Annotated in this window: 17 protein-coding genes; 7 read left to right on the forward strand and 10 right to left on the reverse strand. The window is 69.7% G+C overall.

The window, feature by feature from the left end; all coding sequences use genetic code 11:
* The first annotated feature begins 49 nt into the window (after window positions 1–49).
* Window positions 50–1,015 carry an ABC transporter substrate-binding protein gene (locus tag LG391_RS12320; protein WP_225768304.1) on the forward strand — a complete coding sequence of 322 codons (966 nt, stop codon included), beginning with the start codon at window positions 50–52 and terminating at the stop codon, window positions 1,013–1,015.
* Window positions 1,016–1,031: 16 nt separating this feature from the next.
* Here the strand turns inward: LG391_RS12320 and LG391_RS12325 are convergent, their stop codons facing one another.
* A complete protein-coding gene (locus tag LG391_RS12325; protein WP_225768305.1) occupies window positions 1,032–1,289 on the reverse strand; it encodes a hypothetical protein in 258 nt (85 codons plus the stop codon).
* 146 nt (window positions 1,290–1,435) lie between these two features.
* On the opposite strand from LG391_RS12325, the gene LG391_RS12330 reads away from it, so the two are divergent.
* On the forward strand, window positions 1,436–2,812 hold the full coding sequence (locus LG391_RS12330) for an amino acid permease (protein WP_225768306.1): 1,377 nt from the start codon (window positions 1,436–1,438) through the stop codon (window positions 2,810–2,812).
* On the opposite strand, the gene LG391_RS12335 is transcribed toward LG391_RS12330, so the two are convergent.
* From LG391_RS12335 to miaA, 5 genes are all read right to left on the reverse strand, one after another.
* Window positions 2,813–3,778, reverse strand: coding sequence for a DUF4189 domain-containing protein (locus tag LG391_RS12335; RefSeq protein ID WP_225768307.1), 966 nt, complete (start codon window positions 3,776–3,778; stop codon window positions 2,813–2,815). It abuts the gene before it with no gap.
* 170 nt (window positions 3,779–3,948) lie between these two features.
* Complete coding sequence (gene ilvC / locus LG391_RS12340) at window positions 3,949–4,968, reverse strand: ketol-acid reductoisomerase (protein ID WP_225768308.1); 1,020 nt, start codon at window positions 4,966–4,968, stop codon at window positions 3,949–3,951.
* 88 nt (window positions 4,969–5,056) lie between these two features.
* The gene (gene ilvN / locus LG391_RS12345) at window positions 5,057–5,581 is read right to left on the reverse strand and encodes an acetolactate synthase small subunit (RefSeq protein ID WP_225768309.1); all 525 of its coding nucleotides are present in this window, start codon (window positions 5,579–5,581) and stop codon (window positions 5,057–5,059) included.
* Window positions 5,582–5,663: 82 nt separating this feature from the next.
* Window positions 5,664–7,436: an acetolactate synthase 3 large subunit gene (locus tag LG391_RS12350; RefSeq protein ID WP_225768310.1), complete on the reverse strand. Its 1,773-nt coding sequence runs from the start codon at window positions 7,434–7,436 to the stop codon at window positions 5,664–5,666.
* 92 nt (window positions 7,437–7,528) lie between these two features.
* Window positions 7,529–8,491, reverse strand: coding sequence for a tRNA (adenosine(37)-N6)-dimethylallyltransferase MiaA (gene miaA / locus LG391_RS12355; protein ID WP_308013044.1), 963 nt, complete (start codon window positions 8,489–8,491; stop codon window positions 7,529–7,531).
* Window positions 8,492–8,608: 117 nt separating this feature from the next.
* Between miaA and LG391_RS12360 the strand changes: the two genes are divergently transcribed.
* The 3 genes from LG391_RS12360 to murJ are packed head-to-tail and all read left to right on the forward strand — an operon-like array spanning window position 8,609 to window position 12,186.
* Window positions 8,609–9,688: a putative zinc-binding metallopeptidase gene (locus tag LG391_RS12360; RefSeq protein WP_225768312.1), complete on the forward strand. Its 1,080-nt coding sequence runs from the start codon at window positions 8,609–8,611 to the stop codon at window positions 9,686–9,688.
* 57 nt (window positions 9,689–9,745) lie between these two features.
* A complete protein-coding gene (gene serB / locus LG391_RS12365; protein ID WP_225768313.1) occupies window positions 9,746–10,645 on the forward strand; it encodes a phosphoserine phosphatase SerB in 900 nt (299 codons plus the stop codon).
* Window positions 10,646–10,647: 2 nt separating this feature from the next.
* The gene (murJ, locus tag LG391_RS12370; protein ID WP_225768314.1) at window positions 10,648–12,186 is read left to right on the forward strand and encodes a murein biosynthesis integral membrane protein MurJ; all 1,539 of its coding nucleotides are present in this window, start codon (window positions 10,648–10,650) and stop codon (window positions 12,184–12,186) included.
* A gap of 54 nt (window positions 12,187–12,240) precedes the next feature.
* On the opposite strand, the gene LG391_RS12375 is transcribed toward murJ, so the two are convergent.
* The 3 genes from LG391_RS12375 to hflK are packed head-to-tail and all read right to left on the reverse strand — an operon-like array spanning window position 12,241 to window position 16,002.
* Window positions 12,241–13,809 carry a DegQ family serine endoprotease gene (locus LG391_RS12375; protein ID WP_374200742.1) on the reverse strand — a complete coding sequence of 523 codons (1,569 nt, stop codon included), beginning with the start codon at window positions 13,807–13,809 and terminating at the stop codon, window positions 12,241–12,243.
* Between the two features lie 56 nt (window positions 13,810–13,865).
* Window positions 13,866–14,858: a protease modulator HflC gene (hflC, locus tag LG391_RS12380; protein WP_225768315.1), complete on the reverse strand. Its 993-nt coding sequence runs from the start codon at window positions 14,856–14,858 to the stop codon at window positions 13,866–13,868.
* 1 nt (window position 14,859) lies between these two features.
* A complete protein-coding gene (hflK, locus tag LG391_RS12385) occupies window positions 14,860–16,002 on the reverse strand; it encodes an FtsH protease activity modulator HflK (RefSeq protein ID WP_225768316.1) in 1,143 nt (380 codons plus the stop codon).
* A 117-nt stretch (window positions 16,003–16,119) separates the two neighbouring features.
* On the opposite strand from hflK, the gene apbC reads away from it, so the two are divergent.
* Window positions 16,120–17,265, forward strand: coding sequence for an iron-sulfur cluster carrier protein ApbC (gene apbC, locus LG391_RS12390; RefSeq protein ID WP_225768317.1), 1,146 nt, complete (start codon window positions 16,120–16,122; stop codon window positions 17,263–17,265).
* A 99-nt stretch (window positions 17,266–17,364) separates the two neighbouring features.
* Complete coding sequence (locus LG391_RS12395; RefSeq protein ID WP_225768318.1) at window positions 17,365–17,697, forward strand: hypothetical protein; 333 nt, start codon at window positions 17,365–17,367, stop codon at window positions 17,695–17,697.
* 32 nt (window positions 17,698–17,729) lie between these two features.
* Here LG391_RS12395 and LG391_RS12400 read toward each other — a convergent pair whose 3' ends face one another.
* Complete coding sequence (locus LG391_RS12400; protein ID WP_225768319.1) at window positions 17,730–21,659, reverse strand: hypothetical protein; 3,930 nt, start codon at window positions 21,657–21,659, stop codon at window positions 17,730–17,732.
* Window positions 21,660–21,849: the final 190 nt, after the last annotated feature.

A 21,849-nucleotide genomic window follows, 5' to 3' on the forward strand; every position in this document is an offset into this window, starting at 1 on the left:
AAATGCAGGGGCCCGGCCGCCCGGCCGCGCCATCCATCGGGGGAAATCCATGCCCATCATCCGTCGAACCCTGGCGGCCGGTGCCGCCCTGGCGTTCCTGTCCTCTGCTGCCCCCGCCGCCGACAAGGTCGCGGTGGCGGTCACCGCGGTCGTCGAGCACCCGCTGCTCGACGCCGTCCGCGACGGGGTGAAGGCGGCGCTGGAGGAGTCCGGCTACAAGGAGGGCGAGGCTCTCGTCTTCCAATACGAATCGGCGCAGGGCAGCCCGGCCACGGCAGCCCAGATCGCGCAGAAATATGTCGGTGAGGCGCCGGACGTGATCGTCGCGATCACCACGCCCTCGGCCCAGGCCGCGGCGGCGGCGACGCGGGACATCCCGGTGGTGTTCGGCGCCGTCACCGACCCGGTCGCCGCCGGGCTGGTCGCCAGCCGCGAGCATCCCGGCGGGAACGTCACCGGCACGTCCGACGCCTTGCCCCTGGCCGATCACCTGGACCTGGTCCGGCAGATCGTGCCGGCGGTGAAGACGATCGGCGTGGTCTTCAATCCGGCCGAGGCCAACAGCGTCTCGACCGTGGCGGCGCTGCGCGGGATGGCGCCGGAATGGGGCGTCGGCATCATTGATGCCGCGGCCACCAAGACGGCCGATGTCCGCGCCGCGGCACAGAGCCTGGTCGGCAAGGTCGACGCGATCTACGTCCCCACCGACAACACCGTCGCCACGGCGGTCGAGTCGGTGGTCGGGGTCGGACTCGAGAACCGGATCCCGGTCTTCGCCGCCGAGACCGAAAGCGTCGCCCGCGGCGCCGTCGCCGCGATCGGCTTCGACTATTTCCAGCTCGGCCGCGAGACCGGAGCCATGGTCGTGCGGGTGCTGCGGGGCGAGAAGCCCGGGGACATGCCTGTGGTGAATGCCCGCGGCAGCGACCTGGTGGTCAACCTGGCATCGGCCGCGGCCATGGGCGTCACCGTTCCGCCGGCGCTGCTGAGCCAAGCCCGGAAGGTGATCCGATGAGGCCCGTCCCTGCCCTCTACGCGTCCTGCGAAGCGTCGCTGCCGGCACGGCGGTGATAGAGGTCGAGCACCATCTCGCGGCCGGCCGGGCCCAGCAGTTCCAGCGCCGCCAACGGGTGGCGCTGCGGCTCCGGCAGCAGGTCGAGCCGGTTCAGCAGCAGCGCCACCGCGCAGGCGTCGCGCGGCGCCAGCAGGCGGATGTTGTCCGGATCCGACGTCGCCAGCCCGACCAGCCGGGCGAGATGGGCCACGTCGTCGTCGCTAGTGTTCGGCATCGTCGTCTCCCAGAAGCACGGGCGAAAATCCTATAAACGATGTCGCATACGGGCCGGAATGCCTCATTCCCGACAAAATCGCGTGTGCCGCGATGGAAATCAGGCTAGGAGGGCGCGCATCGGATCCACAAGAAGAAGATCGAACCATGGCCGCAGCACCGGAGGGCGGGCTCCACCAGGGCCTGCAGCAGCGCCACCTCAGCATGATCGCGATCGGCGGCGTCATCGGCGCCGGCCTGTTCGTCGGCTCCAGCTCCATCATCGGCACGGTCGGCCCGGGCGCCTTCCTGACCTATGCGGTCACCGGCGTGCTGATCATCATGGTGATGCGCATGCTGGGAGAGATGGCGGCGGCCAATCCCTCCACCGGCTCCTTCTCCGATTACGCCCGGCTGGCGCTGGGCGACTGGGCCGGCTTCACCGTGGCCTGGCTGTACTGGTACTTCTGGGTGATCGTGGTCGGGTTCGAGGCGGTGGCCGGCGCCGGCCTCTTGCAGAAATGGCTGCCGGACGTGCCGCTGTGGGCGGCGTCGCTGGGCCTGCTGCTGCTGATGACCGCGACCAACCTCTATTCCGTCCGCTCCTTCGGCGAGTTCGAGTACTGGTTCGCCGGCATCAAGGTGGCGACCATCGTGGTCTTCCTGATCCTCGGCACCGTCTATGTGCTGGGGCTGTGGCCCGGCCGGGACATGGACTTCTCGAACCTGACGCCGGCGGCCGGCTTCCTGCCGAACGGCGTCGGGGCGATCTTCTCCGGCATCGTCGTGGTGGTGTTCTCGATGGTGGGGGCGGAGATCGCCACCATCGCCGCGGCCGAGGCCAAGGACCCGGAGCGCGCGGTGGTGCGCGCCACCCGCTCCGTCGTGGTCCGCATCCTGATCTTCTACATCGGCTCGGTGTTCCTGCTGGCCGTGATCCTGCCCTGGGACAGCCTGGCGCCGAAGCAGTCGCCCTTCGTCGTCGCCTTCGAACGGATGGGCATCCCCTGGGCCGGCGACCTGATGAACGCGGTGGTGCTGACCGCCGTGCTGTCCTGCCTGAACTCCGGGCTCTACACCGCCTCGCGCATGCTGTTCGTGCTGGCCGGGCGGCGCGAGGCACCAGCCGCCCTCACCCGCACCACCAAGGGCGGCGTTCCGGCCCGGGCGATCCTGGCCTCGACCGTGATCGGCTACCTGTCGGTGATCGCCGCCTATGTCTCGCCGGACACGGTGTTCCTGTTCCTGCTGAACTCCTCCGGCGCCGTCATCCTGTTCGTCTATCTGATGATCGCCGTGTCGCAGCTGGTGCTGCGCCCGCGCACCCCGCCACAGCGGCTGCGGGTGAAGATGTGGCTCTTCCCGGCGCTCACGCTCCTCACCATCGCCGGCATGGTGGCGGTGCTGGTGGCGATGGGATTCCAGGCCGACACCCGGTCGCAGATCCTCCTCAGCCTGGCCTCGGCCGCCGTGGTGGTCGCGGCCTGGCTGGCGCGGCGCGCCGTGTTCGGGCGAAGCCCTCCGGTCCCGGCGGAGGCGCGCTGATCAACCTCCGCCTGCAGGAGCGGCCGCGGCGTCGGGATTGGAGGCGGGATAGCGCCGGCCGGAACAGCGCACTCCGGCCTCGCAGGCGCCATACTCTCCGGTGCATTGCGCCTTCGCCCTGGCCTTGGCGACGGCGGGGTCCGTGTTGACCACGACCTCGTAGACGGGCCGGCCGTCGGTGGGCCAGGCGATGCCGGCACAGCTGCTCTCGAAGACCTGCACGATCTTGCAGCCGGTGCATTTCGACAGGGCCACCCGCTCGGCCGACCGCCGGTCCGGCAGGCCGTAGCCGCCCCGGATGTCGTGGCCATCCGACGCCACCGCGCCCCAGTACTCGCGATCGACGATCTCGGCCGACATCTCCTCGATCTCGTCCACGGTCGCGGTCCTGGCCGGCTCGTTGTCCTCCGCCGTGAACGAGGCGCCGGAGCAGACCGGCGGCACCCACAGGCGGCAGATGGTGTACGCTCCGGCGCCCGCCTTCTCGCAGGCGTCGAGGGCATCCTTCGCCGCGCCGCGCCAGGACGTGCCGTAGCCGGTGATCGTCTGGCCGGTCTGGGTCACCGCGACGGCGCCGCACTGGTTGCCGAACCAGCCGAGCGATTTGCAGCGCTGCCCGGTCGCCCTGCCGCAGTTCTCGATCGCAGCCTGCTCGGCCTCCTGCTCGCTGCCGTAGAAGGTCGACCAGAACAGCTGCCGATGGCCGGGGTCCGTGGCAAAGGCTCCATAGCCGTCGGGCGGGGGCGCGGATTGGGAGGGCCCCTGATGGACGGGATCGGGGTAGCGGGAGCCCGGCAGACAGTTGATCCTGAGCTGCAGCGTGCCGTTGGCGGGGTCGGTGTACTGCTCCGGCACCGGCATCGACCCTTCCGGGCAGCCGTCCTCGGCCTGCGCCTCACCATGCGCCAGCGCCACGCCCAGCAGGGCGGCCACGACGGCGAGCCCCTTCAAGATTCCGCGACCCACTCTTCCCTCTCCCCCTTCATTCGCCCTTCCATCGCACGGCGCCACCACACGACGGTTAGGCACCGCCCGTGGCAAACCGGAGGCCGCGCCGCGGCAGGCTTCGGGCCTCGGCTCCGACAAAGAGAAAGGGCCCTCGAAGGGGCCCTTTCCGTTTCCGAATTGCGTCCGGATCAGTTCTTGGCCTTGTCGACCAGCTTGTTCTTGGCGATCCACGGCATCATCGCGCGCAGCTTCTCGCCGACCTTCTCGATGTCGTGCTCGGCCTGGCGGCGGCGGGTGGCCTTGAAGCTGGCCTGGCCGACCTTGTTCTCGAGCATCCAGTCGCGGGTGAAGCGGCCGGACTGGATGTCGTCCAGCACGCGCTTCATCTCCTTCTTGGTCTCCTCGGTGATGATCCGCGGGCCGGTGACGTAGTCGCCGTATTCCGCGGTGTTGGAGATCGAGTAGCGCATGTTGGCGATGCCGCCCTCATACATCAGGTCGACGATCAGCTTGACCTCGTGCAGGCACTCGAAATAAGCCATCTCCGGCGCGTAGCCGGCCTCGACCAGGGTCTCGTAGCCGGCCATGATCAGCGCCGTCAGGCCGCCGCACAGCACCACCTGCTCGCCGAACAGGTCGGTCTCGCACTCTTCCTTGAAGGTGGTCTCGATGATGCCGGCGCGGCCGCCGCCGATCGCCGAGGCATAGGACAGGCCGATGTCGAGCGCGGCGCCGGTGGCGTTCTGGTCGACCGCGATCAGGCACGGCACGCCGCCGCCCTTCTGGTACTCCGAGCGCACGGTGTGGCCCGGGCCTTTCGGCGCCACCATGAACACGTCCAGGTCCTTGCGCGGCACGATCAGGTTGAAGTGCACGTTCAGGCCGTGGGCGAAGGCGATGGCGGCGCCTTCCTTCATGTTGGGCCCGAGGTCGCGGGCGTAGATGTCGGCCTGCAGCTCGTCCGGCGTGCACATCATCAGCACGTCGCCCCAGGCGGCGGCCTCGGCCGGCGACATCACGGTGAAGCCGGCGGCCTCGGCCTTCTTCACGGTCGGGCTCTCGGGGCGCAGGGCGATGCGCACATCCTTGACGCCGCTGTCGCGCAGATTGGCGGCATGGGCATGGCCCTGGCTGCCATAGCCGACGATCACCACCTTCTTCGACTTGATCAGGTTCACATCCGCGTCGCGGTCGTAATAAACGCGCATAGCTCTGTCCTCTCACACAGGGCCGGGCGGCCCGGCCTTTCTCAACGATGACGGGAACCGCCGGCTGCTGGCAACCGGCAGCAATGGTTCAGACGGCGGTCAGGAGCCCTTCGGGCCCCCGGGCGATGGCGACGACGCCGGTCCGGCTGACATCGACGAGCCCGAGCGGCACCATCAGCTGGATGAAGGCGTCGATCTTCTGGGACGATCCGGTGACCTCGAAGACGAAGCTCTCGGTCGTCGAATCCACGGCCCGGGCCCGGAACACGTCGGCGATGCGCAGGCTCTCGATGCGCTTGTCGCCGCTGCCCCGGACCTTGACCAGGGCCAGCTCGCGCTCCACGGCCGGGCCGTCCAGCGTCAGGTCGTGCACGCTGTGAACCAGCACCAGCCGGTCCAGCTGGGCCTTGATCTGCTCGATGATCATCGGCGTGCCGGAGGTGACGACGGTGATGCGCGACAGGTCCCGCGCCGCGTCGACCTCGGCCACGGTCAGGCTCTCGATGTTGTAGCCGCGGCCGGAGAACAGGCCGATGACGCGGGCGAGAGCGCCCGGCTCGTTGTCCACCAGCACGGCGATGGTATGGGTTTCGATCTGGGTCTGCGGGGTCATGGTCGATCCGGGGAAGGTCACGAGACGAGAGTCGCGGCCACCCTCTGGTCGGATGGCCGCGGCGAAGGGCGTCGTCCGCGCCTTATACGAGCACCATCCCCTCCTCCGAGGTCGGCTTCGCGGCCTGGTCGCTCGGCCCCAGCAGGATCTCGTTGTGGGCGGCCCCGCCCGGGATCATCGGGAAGCAGTTCTCCATCTTGGAGACCTGCATGTCGACGACCACCGGTCCCTTGATCCGCAGCATCTCGCGGATCACGTCGTCGGCCTCGCCCATGCAGGTGGCGCGGAGGCCGGTCAGGCCGAAGGCCTCGGCCAGCTTGACGAAGTCCGGCAACGCCTCGGAGTAGCTCTCGGAATAGCGCTCCCCGTGCAGCAGCTCCTGCCACTGCCGCACCATGCCCATCCAGAAGTTGTTGACGATGAAGATCTTCACCGGCAGCCGGTACTGGGCGATGGTCGACAGCTCCTGGATGTTCATCAGCGGCGAGGCCTCGCCGCCGACATCGATCACCAGCGCCTCGGGATGCGCGATCTGCACCCCGACCGCGGCCGGCAGGCCGTAGCCCATGGTGCCGAGCCCGCCCGAGGTCATCCAGCGGTTCGGCTTCTGGAACGGGATCAGCTGCGCCGCCCACATCTGGTGCTGGCCGACCTCGGTGGTGATGTAGACGTCGTCGCGGTCGGCGGTCAGTTCGCCCAGGCGCTTGATCGCGTATTGCGGCTTGATGATCGCCTCATGCGACCGGTCCTGCGCGAACTGCAGGCAGTTGCGGGCCTGCCACTGCCTGATCTGGCCCCACCAGCCGGCGATCGCCTTCTCGCGCGGCTTGTACCCCCGGCGCTTCCAGACCTCGACCATCGCCCGGATCACCTTGCCGGCGTCGCCGACGATCGGCAGGTCGACATGGACGTTCTTGTTGATCGAGGATGGGTCGATGTCGACATGGATCTTGGTCGACCCCGGCGAGAAGGCACTGATCTTGCCGGTCACCCGGTCGTCGAAGCGCGAGCCCAGCGCGACCATCAGGTCGGCGCCGTGCATCGCCAGATTGGCCTCGTAGGTGCCGTGCATGCCGACCATGCCGAGGAACCGCGGGTCGGAGGCCGGCAGGGCGCCCAGGCCCAGCAGGGTCGAGGTGCAGGGGAAGCCGGTCAGCTCCACCAGCTCGCGCAGCGCCGCCGACGCGTCGGGGCCGGAGTTGATGATGCCGCCGCCGGTGTACAGGATCGGCCGCTCGGCCTTGGCCATCAGCTCGACCGCCTGCTCGATGAGATCGGCATCGGGCTCGGTCCGCGGCCGGTAGGTGCGGTGCTCGACATGCTCGGGCGGGGTGTAGACGCCCTCGGCGAACTGCACGTCCTTCGGCAGGTCGATCACCACCGGGCCGGGCCGGCCGCTGCGGGCGACGTAGAACGCCTCGTGCAGCGTGCGGGCGACGGCGTTGGCGTCCTTCACCAGGTAGTTGTGCTTGGTGCAGGGCCGGGTGATGCCGGTCGTGTCGGCTTCCTGGAACGCGTCGTTGCCGATCAGATGGGTCGGCACCTGCCCGGTCAGGCAGACGATCGGGATCGAATCCATCAGCGCGTCGGTCAGGCCGGTGACCGCGTTGGTCGCGCCCGGGCCGGAGGTTACGAGGACGACGCCGACCTTCCCGGTCGAGCGGGCATATCCTTCCGCTGCGTGCACCGCCGCCTGCTCGTGCCGGACCAGGATGTGGCGGATCGCGTTCTGCTTGAAGATCGCGTCGTAGATCGGAAGGACAGCACCGCCCGGATATCCGAAGATAACCTCTACGCCCTGGTCCCGAAGGGCACGCAGGACGATTTCGGCTCCGGTCAGCGTTTCTGTCGACATCGTAACCTCGGTATTGCGGCCCCCTCCGGGCCGCGACGTTCAACGTTGGGGATCAACGAGGGTCGGCAAGCTAGACGGCGGAATCCGAGAGGTCAACCGGAATTGCGAAGAAAAGACAAAGTTTCGGATGCAATTTTTTCCGAATATTGCGCGCGAGCGACATGGCTGCGTTGCACCCTTGCGCCCGCAACCGGGATCTGGTGCCGGAACCAGGTGGTCTGGCGCTTGGCCAGGTTGCGCGTCGCCTGCTGCGCCCGGGCGATCGCGGTCTCGAGATCGGTCTCGCCGCGCAGATGCGCCGCCAGCTCCGGCACCCCGACCGCCTTCATCGCCGGCAGCTCCGGGTCGAGATCCAGCGCCAGCAGCGCCCGCGCCTCCTCCAGCGCCCCGGCGGCAACCATGGCGCGGAAGCGGCCGTTGCAGGCGGCGTAGAGCGCGTCGCGTGGCGGCGCCAGCACGATCCAGTCGAACACCATGCCGGGCGGCGGGCCGGCCCCCGCCTCCTGCTGCCAGTCGGCGAGCGAGCGGTTGGTCGCCACCATCACCTCCCAGGCCCGGATCAGCCGCTGCGTGTCGCCGGGGGCGAGACGCCGGGCCATCTTCGGGTCCCAGCGCATCAGCTCGGCATGGAAGGCCTCCCCGCCCAGGCTCTCGTGCAGCTCGACCGTGGCGCGGCGGATCTCCTCCGGCACCGGCGGGGTCGGGCTCCACCCATCGGTCAAAGCGCGGCGGGAGAGGCCGGGGCCGCCGACCACGATCGGCCGCCTGCCGGCCTTCTGCGCCAGCCCGATCTCGGCCAGCGCCATGTCGCACCAGGCGGCGGCCGAGCAGCGCGTCGCCGCCGGCAGCACGCCGTAGAGCCGGTGCGGCGCCCGCGCCAGGTCGGCCGGGCCGGGCCGGGCGGTCAGGATCGCCAGCTCGGCATAGACCTGCATGCTGTCGGCATTGATCACCACGCCGTCCAGCGCCTCGGCCAGGTCCAGCGCCAGCGCCGATTTGCCGCTGGCCGTCGGTCCGCCGACGACGATCACGGCAGGTGTATCGGACGCGGTCATCGTCATCGCTCACCTCGCTCCCGCGCCCGCGGGGCAGGCCGCCTCGGCGCAATGCGCGGGAACATATCGTCCATCTTCCTATTAGTCTTGCACCGCGGACGGCTCCCGGGGGACGCGATGCAACTGTTCAAATGCCAGCATTGCCACCAGGTCCTGTATTTCGAGAACAGCACCTGCGAACGCTGCGGCCGATCCCTCGGCTATCTGCCGAATCTCGGAACCCTGAGCGCGGTGGAGCCGGACGGGCCGGCCTGGATCGCCCTGGCCGATCGGCGGTCGCGCTACCGCTTCTGCGCCAATTGGGAACAGCAGGCCTGCAACTGGATGGTGCCCGCCGACGGAGACGACGTCTTCTGCGTCGCCTGCCGGCACAACCGAACCATCCCGGACGTCTCGGACCCGGATAACCATCGCCGCTGGCTCAAGATCGAGGAGGCCAAGCGGCGGCTGTTCTATTCGCTGATCAAGCTGTCCCTGCCCATCCCTACGGCGGCCAGCGGCGACCCGGAGCCGCTGATGTTCGACTTCCTGGCCGATCCTCCTGCCGCCCACGCGCCGCGGGTCATGACCGGCCATGAAAACGGCCTGATCACGCTGTCGCTGCGCGAGGCGGACGATGCCGACCGCGAAGCCACCCGCGCCGCGATGGGCGAGCCCTACCGCACCCTGCTGGGCCATTTCCGGCACGAGGTCGGCCACTACTACTGGGACCGGCTGGTCCGCGATGGCGGCGAGCTGGACGGCTTCCGCGCCCTGTTCGGCGACGAGCGGGCGGATTACGGGGCTGCGCTGCAGGCCCATTACGACCAGGGCGCGCCGGCCGGGTGGCAGCAGGGCTTCGTCAGCGCCTACGCCACGGCGCATCCCTGGGAGGACTGGGCCGAGACCTGGGCACATTACCTGCATATCGTCGACACGCTGGAGATCGCCGGCGCCTTCGGCATCGAGGTCAGCCCGGGCATCACCGACGACCCGACTCTCGAGACCGACATCCGGTTCGACCCGCACCGGGTCCGCGACGTGCAGGTGCTGATCGACGCCTGGCTGCCGCTGACCTATGCCGTCAACTGCCTGAACCGCTCGATGGGCCAGCCGGATCTCTACCCCTTCGTCATCGCCCCGCGCGTGGTCGAGAAGATGGGCTACATCCACGGGCTGATCCATCGGTCCCAGCGAAACCCGTCAAAGCGCGCATAGACAGGGACGGCGGCGCTGCGGCATAGACGGTCCCCTGCCCTGGGAGATGCCCGCGCCATGGATCTCGTCCTCACCCTCACCACCGCCCCGGACCAGCCGGCCCTCGACGACGCCCTGACCCGCCATGTGCGCAACGCGCTGGCGATCGCCGGCGGGTCGCCGGGATCGGTCGACTGGCTGGCCCCCGGCATCGCCTGCGATATCGCATTCACCGCGGCCGATGCCAGGGCGGCGCAGGCGGCGGCGCGGCTGTCGCTGGCCGGGCAGCCGGTCGACGCCAATGTCGTGCCGGCCCAGGGGCGCCGCAAGCGCCTCCTGGTCGCCGACATGGACGCCACCATTGTCGAGGCCGAGACGCTGGACGAGCTGGCGGCCCTGGCCGGCGTCGCCGACCGGGTGGTGCCGATCACCGAACGGGCCATGCGCGGCGAGATCAACTTCCGCGAGGCGGTGGTCGAGCGCGTGGCCCTGCTGGAAGGGCAGCCGCGCTCGATCATCGACCGTGCCCTGGCCGATCTGCGCTACACGCCCGGCGGCCGCACCCTGGTGGCGACGATGCGGGCGAACGGCGCCTATTGCGCCCTGGTCTCCGGCGGCTTCGACGCCTTCACCCGGCCGGTGGCCGCGGCGGTCGGCTTCGACCGGTCGGAGGGCAACCACCTGATCGAGGCCGACGGCCGCCTGACCGGCCGGGTGCGCGAGCCGATCCTGGGCAAGGACGCCAAGCGCGGCTTCCTCGAGGAGATGGCGGCGGAGCGCGGCCTGAGCCTGGCCGACACCGTCACCGTCGGTGACGGCGCCAACGACATCCCGATGCTGCAGGCCGCCGGCCTGGGCGTCGGCTTCCGGGCCAAGCCGCTGGTGCGGGAGTCGGTGCCGGTGTCGATCACGCATGGCGACCTGACCGCCCTGCTCTACCTGCAGGGCTATCGCGCTTCGGAGTTCGTCCCGGCCTGACGATGTACCGCAAGATCGCCTCCGTCGGCGGGCTGACGCTCGCCAGCCGCGTGCTCGGCCTGGTCCGCGACCAGATCATCGCCGCGGTGCTGGGGGCCGGGCCGGTGGCCGATGCCTTCTTCCTGGCCAACCGGCTGCCGAACCACTTCCGCTCGCTGTTCGCCGAGGGCGCCTTCAACGTCGCCTTCCTGCCGACCTTCACCACCACGCTGCAGCGCGAAGGCAAGGCCAGGGCGCTGCAACTGGCCGAGCAGGTGCAGGCGATCCTCCTGGCCGTGCTGCTGGTCGTGCTGGTCGCGGCGCTCGCCGCCATGCCCTGGCTGATCGCGTTGATGGAGCCGGGCAGCGCCACGGCGGCGCAGACCGATCTGAAGGTCGAGCTGACCCGGATCACCTTCCCCTACCTGCTGTTCATGTCGCTGGTGTCGCTGCAGGGCGGCGTGCTGAACGGGCTCGGCCGGTTCGGCGCCGCCGCGGCCGCGCCGATCCTGCTGAACCTGTTCATGATCGGCGCGGTGCTGGGGCTGACGCCGTTCCTGCCCACGGCCGGTCATGCCCTGGCCTGGGGCGTGTTCCTGTCCGGCATCGCCCAGTTCCTGTACCTGGAATGGGACATGCGGCGGGCCGGCGTCTCGCTGAACCTCGTCCGGCCGCGGCTGTCGCCCGGCGTGCGCCGCTTCTTCCGGGCGCTGGGGCCGGCGACGCTGGGCGCCGGCATGGCCCAGATCAGCGTCTTCGCCGACACCATCATCGCCCAGGCGCTGCCGACAGGGGCCCAGTCCTACCTGAACTATGCCGACCGGCTGAACCAGCTGCCGCTCGGCGTCATCGGCATCGCCGTCGGCACCGTGCTGCTGCCGGAGGTGACGCGCCGCCTGGCCGCCGACGATCATGAGGGCGCGCTGGCCAGCCAGAACCGGGCGATCGAGCTGACCCTGGCCCTCACCCTGCCCTTCGCCATCGCCTTCCTGGTGGCGGCGGAGCCGATCCTGGCGGCGATGTTCGAGCGGGGACGGTTCACCGCCGTCGACAGCCACCAGTCGGCCCTGACCCTGACCGCCTATGCCTTCGGCCTGCCGGCGGTGGTGCTGGTGCGCTGCCTGCTGCCGGGCTTCTACGCCCGCGGCGACACGGCGACGCCGGTCAAGATCGCGGTCGCCACCGTGGCGCTGAATGTCGGGCTGAAGATCGCGCTGATGGACTCCCTGTCCCAGGTCGGCCTCGCCGTCGGCACCTCGGCCGGGGTGTGGCTGAACATCGTGCTGCTGGCCTGGGTGCTGCACCGGCGCGGCCATTTCCGCCTCGACGCCGCGGCCCTGCGGCGGCTGCCGCGCATGGTTCTGGCCGGGGCGGCGATGGCGGCGGCGCTGTGGGGCCTGCTGGTGCTGGCCGCGCCGGCCCTGGCCGGCCGCTCCGACCTGCTGGCGATCGCCACCGTGCTCGGCGTGCTGGCGGTGTCCGGCCTCCTCTACCTCGCCGCCCTGTTCGGCCTCGGCGCCCTGCGGCGCGGGGACCTGCGGCGGCTGCGCCGGCGGGGGTAAGAAAAAGGCGCCGCCCGAAGGCAGCGCCTGTTTCGTCACGATGGCGGACGACCGTCAGCCCGGCCCGACCGGCAGGGCCACGAAACGCAGGTCGCCGCCGCTTTCGACCAGCAGCAGCACCGACTTGCGACCGCCCTTGCGGGCCTCGTCGATCTTCTTGGCGACGTCGGCCGGGGCCGACACTTCGGCCTGGCCGACCTCGACGATCACATCGCCGGGCTTCAACCCCTTCTCCGCCGCAGGCGACCCGCCGGTCACGGCGGTGACCACCACGCCCTTCTGGTCGTCGGCCAGGGAATACTGCTTCTTCAGCGCGTCGGTCAGCGCCGACAGGGTCACGCCGAGCGCGTCGAGCGCCTGCGGCTTGCCGCTGTCGGACTGGCTGTCGGTGGTCGAGGCCAGGAGGCCGGATTCCTCCGCCGCCTCCAGCTCGCCCAGCGTCACCGGCAAGTCCTTGCGGGCCCCCTTGCGCCAGACCTGGACCGAGGTCTGCTTGTCGACCGGCGTATCGGCGACCACACGCGGCAGGCGCCGGCTTTCGGTGATCGGCTTGCCGTCGAACTGCAGGATGACATCGCCGGTCTCTATCCCGGCCTTGGCCGCGGGGCCGTTCTCGGTAACCCCGGCCACCAGCGCGCCCTCCGGCTTCGCCAGGCCCAGGCTCTCCGCGATCTCCGGCGTCACCGACTGGATCCGGACGCCGAGCCAGCCGCGCTTGGTGCGGCCGAACTCGATGATCTGGTCGACCACGCCGCGGGCCAGCGACGACGGGATGGCGAAGCCGATGCCGACCGACCCGCCCGACGGCGAGTAGATCGCGGTGTTGATGCCGATCACCTGCCCGTCCATGTTGAACATCGGGCCGCCGGAATTGCCGCGGTTGATGGCGGCGTCGGTCTGCAGGAAGTCGTCATAGGGCCCGGCGTTGATCTCGCGCGAGCGGGCCGAGATGATACCCGCGGTTACCGTACCGCCGAGGCCGAAGGGATTGCCGATCGCCAGCACCCAGTCGCCGACCCGCATGGTGTCGCTGTCGCCGAACTGGACGAAGGGCAGCTTCTTGTCGGTCTCGACCTTCAGCACCGCCAGGTCGGTCTTGTCGTCGCGGCCGATCAGCTTGGCCTCGAGGCTGGTGTTGTCGTGCAGGACGACCGTGATCTCCTCGGCGCCCTCGATCACATGGTAGTTGGTGACGATGTAGCCGTTCTCGCGGACGATGAAGCCGGAGCCCAGCGCGGTCGCGTTGTGCGGCCGCGGCCGGTCTCCCTGGCCGCGCCGGTTGAAGAAGTCGCGGAAGAACTCGTCGAACGGCGATCCCGGCGGGAACTGCGGCATCTCCGGCAGGTCCTGGCCGTCCTGGACCTTCTGGGTGGTCGAGATGTTGACCACCGCCGGCACCAGCTTCTCGGCCAGGTCGGCGAAGCTGTCGGGCGCCGGCGCGGCGCGAGCCGCCCCGGTCGTGAGGATGGCCGCCGCCATCAGCATGGCCGCCACGACCAGCACCGTCGCGGCCCAGCGCAGCAGGACGGTCTCTCCCGCGGCGCGGGCGACGGCGATCGGGCGGCGGGCTATCGGTCTGGTCACGAACGCTCTCCCTCGCTCAAAGCACGACGCCGGCCCCATTCGGGAGGCCGGCGCCTGTCATCATACACCCGATCGCGGCAGCAAGGTGGCCGGCATCAGCCGGGGTTCCCCGGTGTCGCAGGCGCCGGCTGGGCCGGCGTCTCGGGAGCCGCCGGCGCGGGGGCCGGGGCCGGGCTGTTGCCCGAGCCCGGCGGGGTCTGCTGGGTCACCGCCGGCACCAGGCCGCGACCGGTGGCATCGTTGAAGTACTTGAAGAAGTCGCCCTTCGGCGACAGCACCAGGGTGGTGCCGCTCGACCCCAGCGCGTTCTGATAGGCCTGCAGGCTGCGGTAGAAGGAGAAGAACTGCGGGTCGGCGCCATAGGCGTCGGCCTGCACCTTGATCGCGTCGGCATCGCCCTGGCCGCGCAGCTCCTGCGCCTTGCGCTCCGCCTCGGCCAGGAGGACGGTGCGGTCGCGGTCGGCGCTCGACTTGATCTGCGCCGAGTACTCGGCGCCCTGGGCGCGGTACTGCGCCGCCTCGCGCTCGCGCTCGGAGCGCATGCGGTCATAGACCGATTGCACCGTGCCTTCCGGCACGTCGGCGCGGACGATGCGGACGTCGACGATCTCGATGCCCAGCGGCTTGGCGTTGGATTCGACCTGGTCCCGGATCGACCGCATGATCGGCCCGCGCTGTTCCGACAGCACGTCGAGCTGGTTGTAGTTGCCGAGCACGTTGCGCAGCGCATTGTTGACGAAGCTGCTGATCCGGGTGCTGGCGGTCTGTTCGTTCCGCACCGACTGGAAGAACAGCAGCGGATCGGCGATGCGGTAGCGGGCATAGCTGTCGACGTCGAGCCGGCGCTGGTCCGACAGGATCACCTGCTCGACCGGCGGGTCCACGTCCAGCACGCGCTTCTCGTAGAACTGGACGTTCTGGATCACCGGCAGCTTCAGCTTCAGCCCGGGCTCGGACTCGATCTTCACCACCTCGCCGAACTGCAGGACCAGCGCCTGCTCGTTCTGGCCGACGGTGTAGAGGGAATCGGCCAGGACCAGGCCGGCGACGACGATGGCGGCGCCGAGGGCGGCAAGCTTGGCGTTCATCTCACTGCCCTCCCCGCGGCGCCTGAGCCGCCGGCGGGCGGCTGATCAGCTCGTTCAGCGGCAGGTAGGGCAGCACGCCCTGGCCACCGACGGCGTCGTCGATCATGATCTTGTTCGAACCCTTCAGCACGCTTTCCAGGGTCTCCAGGTAGAACCGCTCGGCGGTGATCTCGGGCGCCGCCCGGTAGGACTGCAGCACCGAGGTGAAGCGCGCGGCGTCACCCTGGGCCTTGGCCACCACCTGCTCGCGATACGCCTCGGCCTCCTGCACGATCCGCGCGGCATCGCCGCGGGCCCGCGGCACGATGTCGTTGCGGTAGGTCTCGGCGTCGTTGCGCAGCCGGTCCTGGTCCTGGCGGGCGCGCTGCACGTCGTCGAAGGCGTCGATCACCTGCTGCGGCGGCGCCACCTTCTGCAGCTGCACCTGGTCGATCACCACGCCGGCGCCGGGCCGGCCCGGGGTGCCGTAGCTGTCGAGCGTCGCCTGCAGCAGGCGCCGGGCGTCCTGCTCGATCCGGCCGCGCGCCTCGTTGAGTGCCGGCTGGATCTCGGTGCGGCCGATCACCTCGCGCATCGCGCTCTCCGCCGCCACCTTCACGGTGGCGTCGGCGTTCTTGATGTTGAACAGATAGGCGACCGGGTCGGAGATGCGCCACAGCACGACGAAATCGATGTCGATGATGTTCTCGTCGCCGGTCAGCATCTGGCTTTCGTCCGGCACGTCGCGGCCGGCCGCGCGGCCCTCGCCGCTGGTGAAGCCGATCTCGATACGGTTCTGCGTCGTCACCGACGGCTTGGTCACCGTCTCGATCGGCGCCGGCAGGTGGTAGCGCAGGCCGGGCTGCTCGGTCCGGGCATAGGCGCCGAATCGCTGCACCACGCCCAGCTCGTCCGGCTGCACCCGGTAGATGCCGGTCAGGAGCCAGCCGATGATGATGACGACGATGGCGATCAAGATGCCGCGGCCGCCGCCGAAGCCCTTGGGCATGACCTGGCGGAACCGGTCCTGGCCGCGGCGGATCATCTCCTCGATATCGGCCTGGCTCGGCCCGCCGCCACGACCCCAGGGATTCTGTCCGCCGCCTTGCGGTGATCCGCCCCAGGGGCCGCCGCCGCCACCACCGCCTTGATTACTCCACGGCATCCAGATCCCTTCCCCCGTCGACCGCCCTGTCATCCCGGGCGCCGGATGCTATATCTCGGCGCGACGGGCAGCAATTGTGGAGCCTGTCATATTGGACAAAGGGCAGGAAGTTCAACCATGGCGACAGGCCGGATCACGGTAACCGAGGCCGCAGTGCGCGAGGCGCTGGGCCGCGTGCGGGACGAGGAACGCGGCGGCGATCTCGTCGGCCTCGGCATGATCTCCGGCCTGACCCTGCGCGACGGCCACGTGCTGTTCTCGATCGAGGTCGATCCGCAGCGCGGCCCGGCCCTGGAACCGTTGCGCCAGGCCGCGGAGAAGGCCGTGGCGGCGATCCCGGGCGTGCTCTCGGTCACCGCGGTCCTGACCGCCCATCGCGGCTCCGGCCCGGCGGCCCCGGGCGGCGCAGCCCCCGGCGCCGCTCCCCGCCCCGCCGCGCCGGGTGGGGCACAAAGCCGCAAGCTGCCGGTCGCCGGCATCGGGTCGATCATCGCCGTGGCTTCGGGCAAGGGCGGCGTCGGCAAGTCGACCACCGCGGTCAACCTCGCCCTCGGCCTCGCGGCCCTCGGCCTCAAGGTGGGGCTGCTCGACGCCGACATCTACGGCCCGTCGATGCCGCGGATGACCGGGATCACCGGCAAGCCCAGCTCGCCCGACGGCAAGAGCCTGGACCCGAAGGAGAATTACGGGCTGAAGGTGATGTCGATCGGCTTCCTGATCGACGAGGAGACGCCGATGATCTGGCGCGGCCCGATGGTGCAGTCGGCGCTGTCGCAGATGCTGCGCGACGTCAACTGGGGCCAACTCGACGTGCTGGTGGTCGACATGCCGCCGGGTACCGGCGACGCCCAACTGACGATGGCGCAGCAGGTGCCGCTGGCCGGCGCGGTGATCGTGTCGACGCCGCAGGACATCGCCCTGCTCGATGCCCGCAAGGGGCTGAACATGTTCCGCAAGGTCGATGTCCCGGTGCTCGGGATCATCGAGAACATGAGCTATTTCTGCTGCCCGAACTGCGGCCACCGCACCGACATCTTCAGCCACGGCGGGGCGCGAACCGAGGCGGAGAAGCTGGGCTGCGACTTCCTGGGCGAGATCCCGCTCGACATCAGCATCCGCGAGACCTCGGATTCCGGGCGCCCGATCGTGGTCTCGGCGCCGGACAGCCCGCATGCCGAGGCCTATCGCGGGATCGCGGCGCGGGGATGGGCCAAGCTGCGCTCCGGCGCCGGCCCGGCCGCCCCCCGGATCGTGATCGAGTGACCAGCCACGGCGTCACCACCTCGCCACAAATCGATCCGATAACGAGCGCAATCGCGGTGCCGGGACGGACCCGGCGCCGACCCTCGGAGTGGGAGAGTGATGCGACGTTTCTGCCGGATCGCGGTCCTCGCCGCGGCCGCAGCCGGGCTTCCGGCCGCGGCGCCGGCCCAGGCCTTGCCGGATTCGGTCGAGATCCAGAACCGGCGCAGCGCCACGATCGAGGATCTGCGCGTCTCGCCCGATTTCGAGAGCTCCTGGGGCTACAACCGGCTGCGCGCAGCGCCGCTGGCGCCCGGCGCTTCCGCCCGGATCCCGACCGAGGACCTGCGCGGCGGCTGCTATTTCGACGTCAAGGTGCGCCAGAACGACGGCGGCGAGGCCGAGTACTGGAGCCTCAACCTGTGCAGCCGGCCCGTCATCGACCTGGATTGACCCGGCCGATCTGGAATTGACCGGATGGCCGGTCAGGGATTGCCGCCGGAACGGCGGCTCTGGTTCCAAAGCGGCATCGGATCGGCCGGGACCCATTCGGGGATGCGCGGCGCGGCACCGGCGGGCACGGCCTGGCCTTCCAGGAACTGGCGGATCGCCTCGATCCTGTCCGGCGGAGTCAGGATCTCGTTGCCGAGCTTCGGCAGCACGCCGTCGCGGAAATCCGCGATCGCCTGGCGCTGCTGGTCCGTCCTCGCCGATGCTTCGAGGTCCACCAGATATTGCCTCATCGCGGCGGCGCCGCCCTCGGGGAACAGGACGCCCTGGCCTTGCTCCCCATGTTTCAGGAAGGCGTCCAGCCAGCTCGGGACCGTCAGGTGCCGGTTGCCGCCATCGCCTCCGGCATAGGTGTAGAGAACGTCCTCGCGCTCCCTCACGGCGCGGGAGACTCCGCGCGGCGTCTCCTTCGACACGCCCGGCGGATCGATCTTGACCTGGCCGCGGAACTCGAGCGAAGCGGCGACCGGAAGGAAGGGCAAGCTGAACGTCGGCAGCTTCAGGGACAGGGTGAAGCGCGTCGCCTCGGCCACGAAGGAAGCCATCGGTCCGGTCAGGCGGCGGTACATGTTGACCTCGGACGGCACTCCGCGCACCAGCGGCGTCCTGTCCTGCTCCGTCGAGCGCGGCAGGGGGCGCGTCTCGGCATCCCCCTGGAGTCTGTCATACTCGGCTGCGCTGATGCGGTTTTGGTAAGCCTCGTTGGAGAGCGCCCGGTCGGGGTTGCCCACGCTGTCCGGCAGGAGGGGGATGCTCTCGGTCGGGTACAGGTCGTTGAAGATGAAGTCGGCATTCGCCGCATCGCGATGCCACTGATAGTCCCTGCCGGTCAGCAGATCGACATATTCCTCCGCGTATTTGCCGGTGACCGCCGACAGGCGCATGCCGCTGGAGCGTCCGGGCACGTAGGAGACGGCGGTGCTGGGATCGATCCGCTCATCGCCGACCAGGCCCCGGATGGTCGCGAGATCGGGCTCCGAATCCAGGAGAAGCCGGCTGGTTTCGTCGTCCACCACGATCCTGGTCCGCATCGACAGCCGCTCATAGGTGGCCTGCATCTGGTCCCAGGCCTGCCGCGACAGCACGGTGCCCTCGGGGATGGTGACCTTGATGTTGTCCTCCGGCCGCCGCTCCGCGCCCAGGAGCGGCAGGTGCTTCAGCCCGGGGATGAAGTTGGTCCAGAAGCGCGGCCGGATACCGACCTTCTGCTCCTCCATCAGCTTGGTGAAGGTGATGCCGCCCTCCGGCACGGCGACGAAGGCGTCGACGGGGGCGTCGCGCCCGGCGACGGTGCCGAGCAGATCCATCTCGCCCGGGTGGAGCGTCACCGTCTGCGCGTCGGGCAGCATCGCGCCCCAGCTCAGTTCCATCACGCTGCCGGGCAGCTCGTTACCGTCCGCGTCGCGCGGCGCCCCGACGTCGCGCACGCCCTGCAGCGTCGGCATGAAATCCGCCCTCACCTGGGTCGGATCGGTCGCGAACAGGGCCTGCTCGCCCTGCTTCAGCACGGTCGATCCCTTGATCTGGAAGACCGTCTGGTTGGAGGCGGGCAGCATCCCCGCCTCCTTGAGCGTGATGTTGCGGTATTCGTGCGGCCGCTGCGACACCGTCAGCTCACGGCCCAATGTCAGCCGGAACGGCTTGGTCGACCCCATCACCAGGCTGTCGATGACGGACTGCCCGAGCGCCCTGACGTTCATCTTGGTGCTGATGGCCGCACCGCCGGAGGCCAGGGTGGGCCGGCCGAACTGCGGCAGGTTCGACTGCGTGACCATGTCCGGGTTGCCGAGAATCCGGAACTGGGCGCCGAGGCGGAACTCCGGGATCTTGCTCTGCCATCCCCAGAGCTTGGGGACGTCCGCCTCCTGCCTCATCCCGCCATTGGCCTGCAGCATGTCGCGCCGGTCGGCGATCCGCTGCATCATCTGCGGGTGCATGGCGACGTTCTGGGCGGTGCCAGGCAGCGCCCCCATCACCGACGAGATCGCCTCGTCCCGGTTCATGTGGCGGCCTTCGGTGAGCTGCGCCACCAGCTCAGCGCCGCCGAGATTGCTGGCCACGTCGTTGCCGAACTGGGCGGTCACGCCCAGCCGCGACAGGCGGGTCACGTCGCCCGCGCCGGCCGAGACCGACGCCGTCTGGCTGGCCCCCTGCTGGGCCGCCTGCCCGGTTCCCTGCGTCGTGGCCTGCTGAACCGTTTGGGACGTGCCCTGCTGCGTCGCCTGTGTCGTCGCCTGCTGGACCGTCTGGGACGTGCCCTGCTGCGTCGCCTGCGTCGTCGCCTGCTGGACCGTCTGGGACGTGCCCTGCTGCGTCGCCTGCGTCGTCGCCTGCTGGACCGTCTGGGACGTGCCCTGCTGCGTCGCCTGCGTCGTCGCCTGCTGGGTCGCCTGTGTCGCTCCGGTCGAGGCCGAGCCGACCACCCGCTGGATCGGGATCGCGCCCGAGACGGCACCCGTCACCGGCGCCGTCGCCAGATAGATGCCCTGGGTCTTGGCTGAGGTCAGCATCTGCCGCCCGCCCTCGGCGGTGAACAGCTTGTTGTCGAAGGCCAGCCGCGTGGCGTCGGAGGCAAGTTGCCCGGTACCGTTCACCACCTGCCCGACCGTGCTGCCGGCCGAGGTGGCGACGACCCGCGCGCCCAGATTCGGCAACGCGGTGCTGGCGAGCCGGGTGCCGACGGCGGCGCTGACCTTCATGCCGGCGGTTGTCGCCCCGGCGGTGGAGATCGATGACACCGCGTCGATCGCCGTGTCCTTGAGCATCGCCTTGCTGTGATCCCAGCTGACGCCCCAGCCGTCGCCCTTGTCGCCGTCGAGGCCGGCCGCATCCATGCCGAAGCCGATGATCGAGCTGTGGCCGTCGGCATACATGTCCTTGCCCTGGGCCACGGCGCTGATGTCGCCGGCGGCGTCGATCAGCTCATAGGTGCCGAAGCCGGCCGCAAATCCGGCCACGACATTGCCGCCGGTGGCTGCCGTGGTGACGATGCCGACCGTCGTCGCCGCCACCACCCGGCCGACCTCGCCGATGGTGTTCCAGGTCTTGTCGCTGTCCTCCATCGCCTTGGCGTGGTCCTGGAACTCCTGGTCGAAATTCCCGAGGACGGCGGTCACCTTCTGCTGGTACTGGTCCTGCGGCAGCCCGGTGTCGTCCGCCTTGATCTCCTTCAGGTCGTCGAGCTTGCCCTGCAGGAAGTCGCGGAACTCCTCGCCCGAGCTCTTGCCCGGCGTGATCCAGCCCCAGCCCTTGCGGACGAAGCTCTGGTCGTCGAGCTTGGCGTTGACCTTGTCGAGATCGCCCTGGATCGCCGCGATGCTCTGGTCGAGCATCGTGGTCCGCGAAGTCTGTTGGACCTCACTGTCCACCTTGGCCAGCGCCTGCTGCGTCTCGATCGACAGCTGGTCGGTGCCGACCGCCCAGCTGTTCAGCGCTTGCAGCTTCTGCTGCTGGTCATCGGTCAGCTTCAGCTGGCCGTTGGCGTCGAGCTGCACGGTCTGGCGCAGCTCCCCGGCGATCGCCGATTCGACCGCGTCCCAGTTGCGCTGGCTGTCCGGTGCGTTCGTGCCGTGCTCCCGGTCATAGGCCAGCGCCGTGTCGATCACCGCCTCCGTCTGGGCGCTGACCGGCGATGCTCCCGGCTGGAAGTAGATGTCGCCGGGCTGGATGCGGCCGGGATCGGGGAACTGCCTGTTGTTGGCGACGCCGTCGGTCCCCACCAGCCGGATCAGATCGTCGCCGGGGCGCACCTGGCCCGCCGTCTCGTAGCCATGCGATTCGGGCGGGCGGCCCTCCGCCGTCGCCCGGGCGGCCAGGGCGCGGCGCACCGCCGCCTGGAACTCCGGATCGGTGTTGGGCCGGACCGGATTGGCGGGACGTGGAGTGCGCTCGATCGGCTTCAGCATGTCTTCCCGCCGCCTTCGTGGACCGGTCGGAAAGCCTAGAAAAATTGCATGACGCCGTTATTTCATTTGTATGACAAAGAAGGCTGAAGACACCCGAAATAGGATTTTCGTCGGAGAAGCCTAAACGATCGAGATCTTCACCGAACCGTCATCTTTCCGGAGGGACCCGTCGTCTATGGTGCCGCCCCCC

Source organism: Inquilinus sp. Marseille-Q2685 (assembly GCF_916619195.1).
Taxonomy (GTDB): Bacteria; Pseudomonadota; Alphaproteobacteria; order DSM-16000; family Inquilinaceae; genus Inquilinus.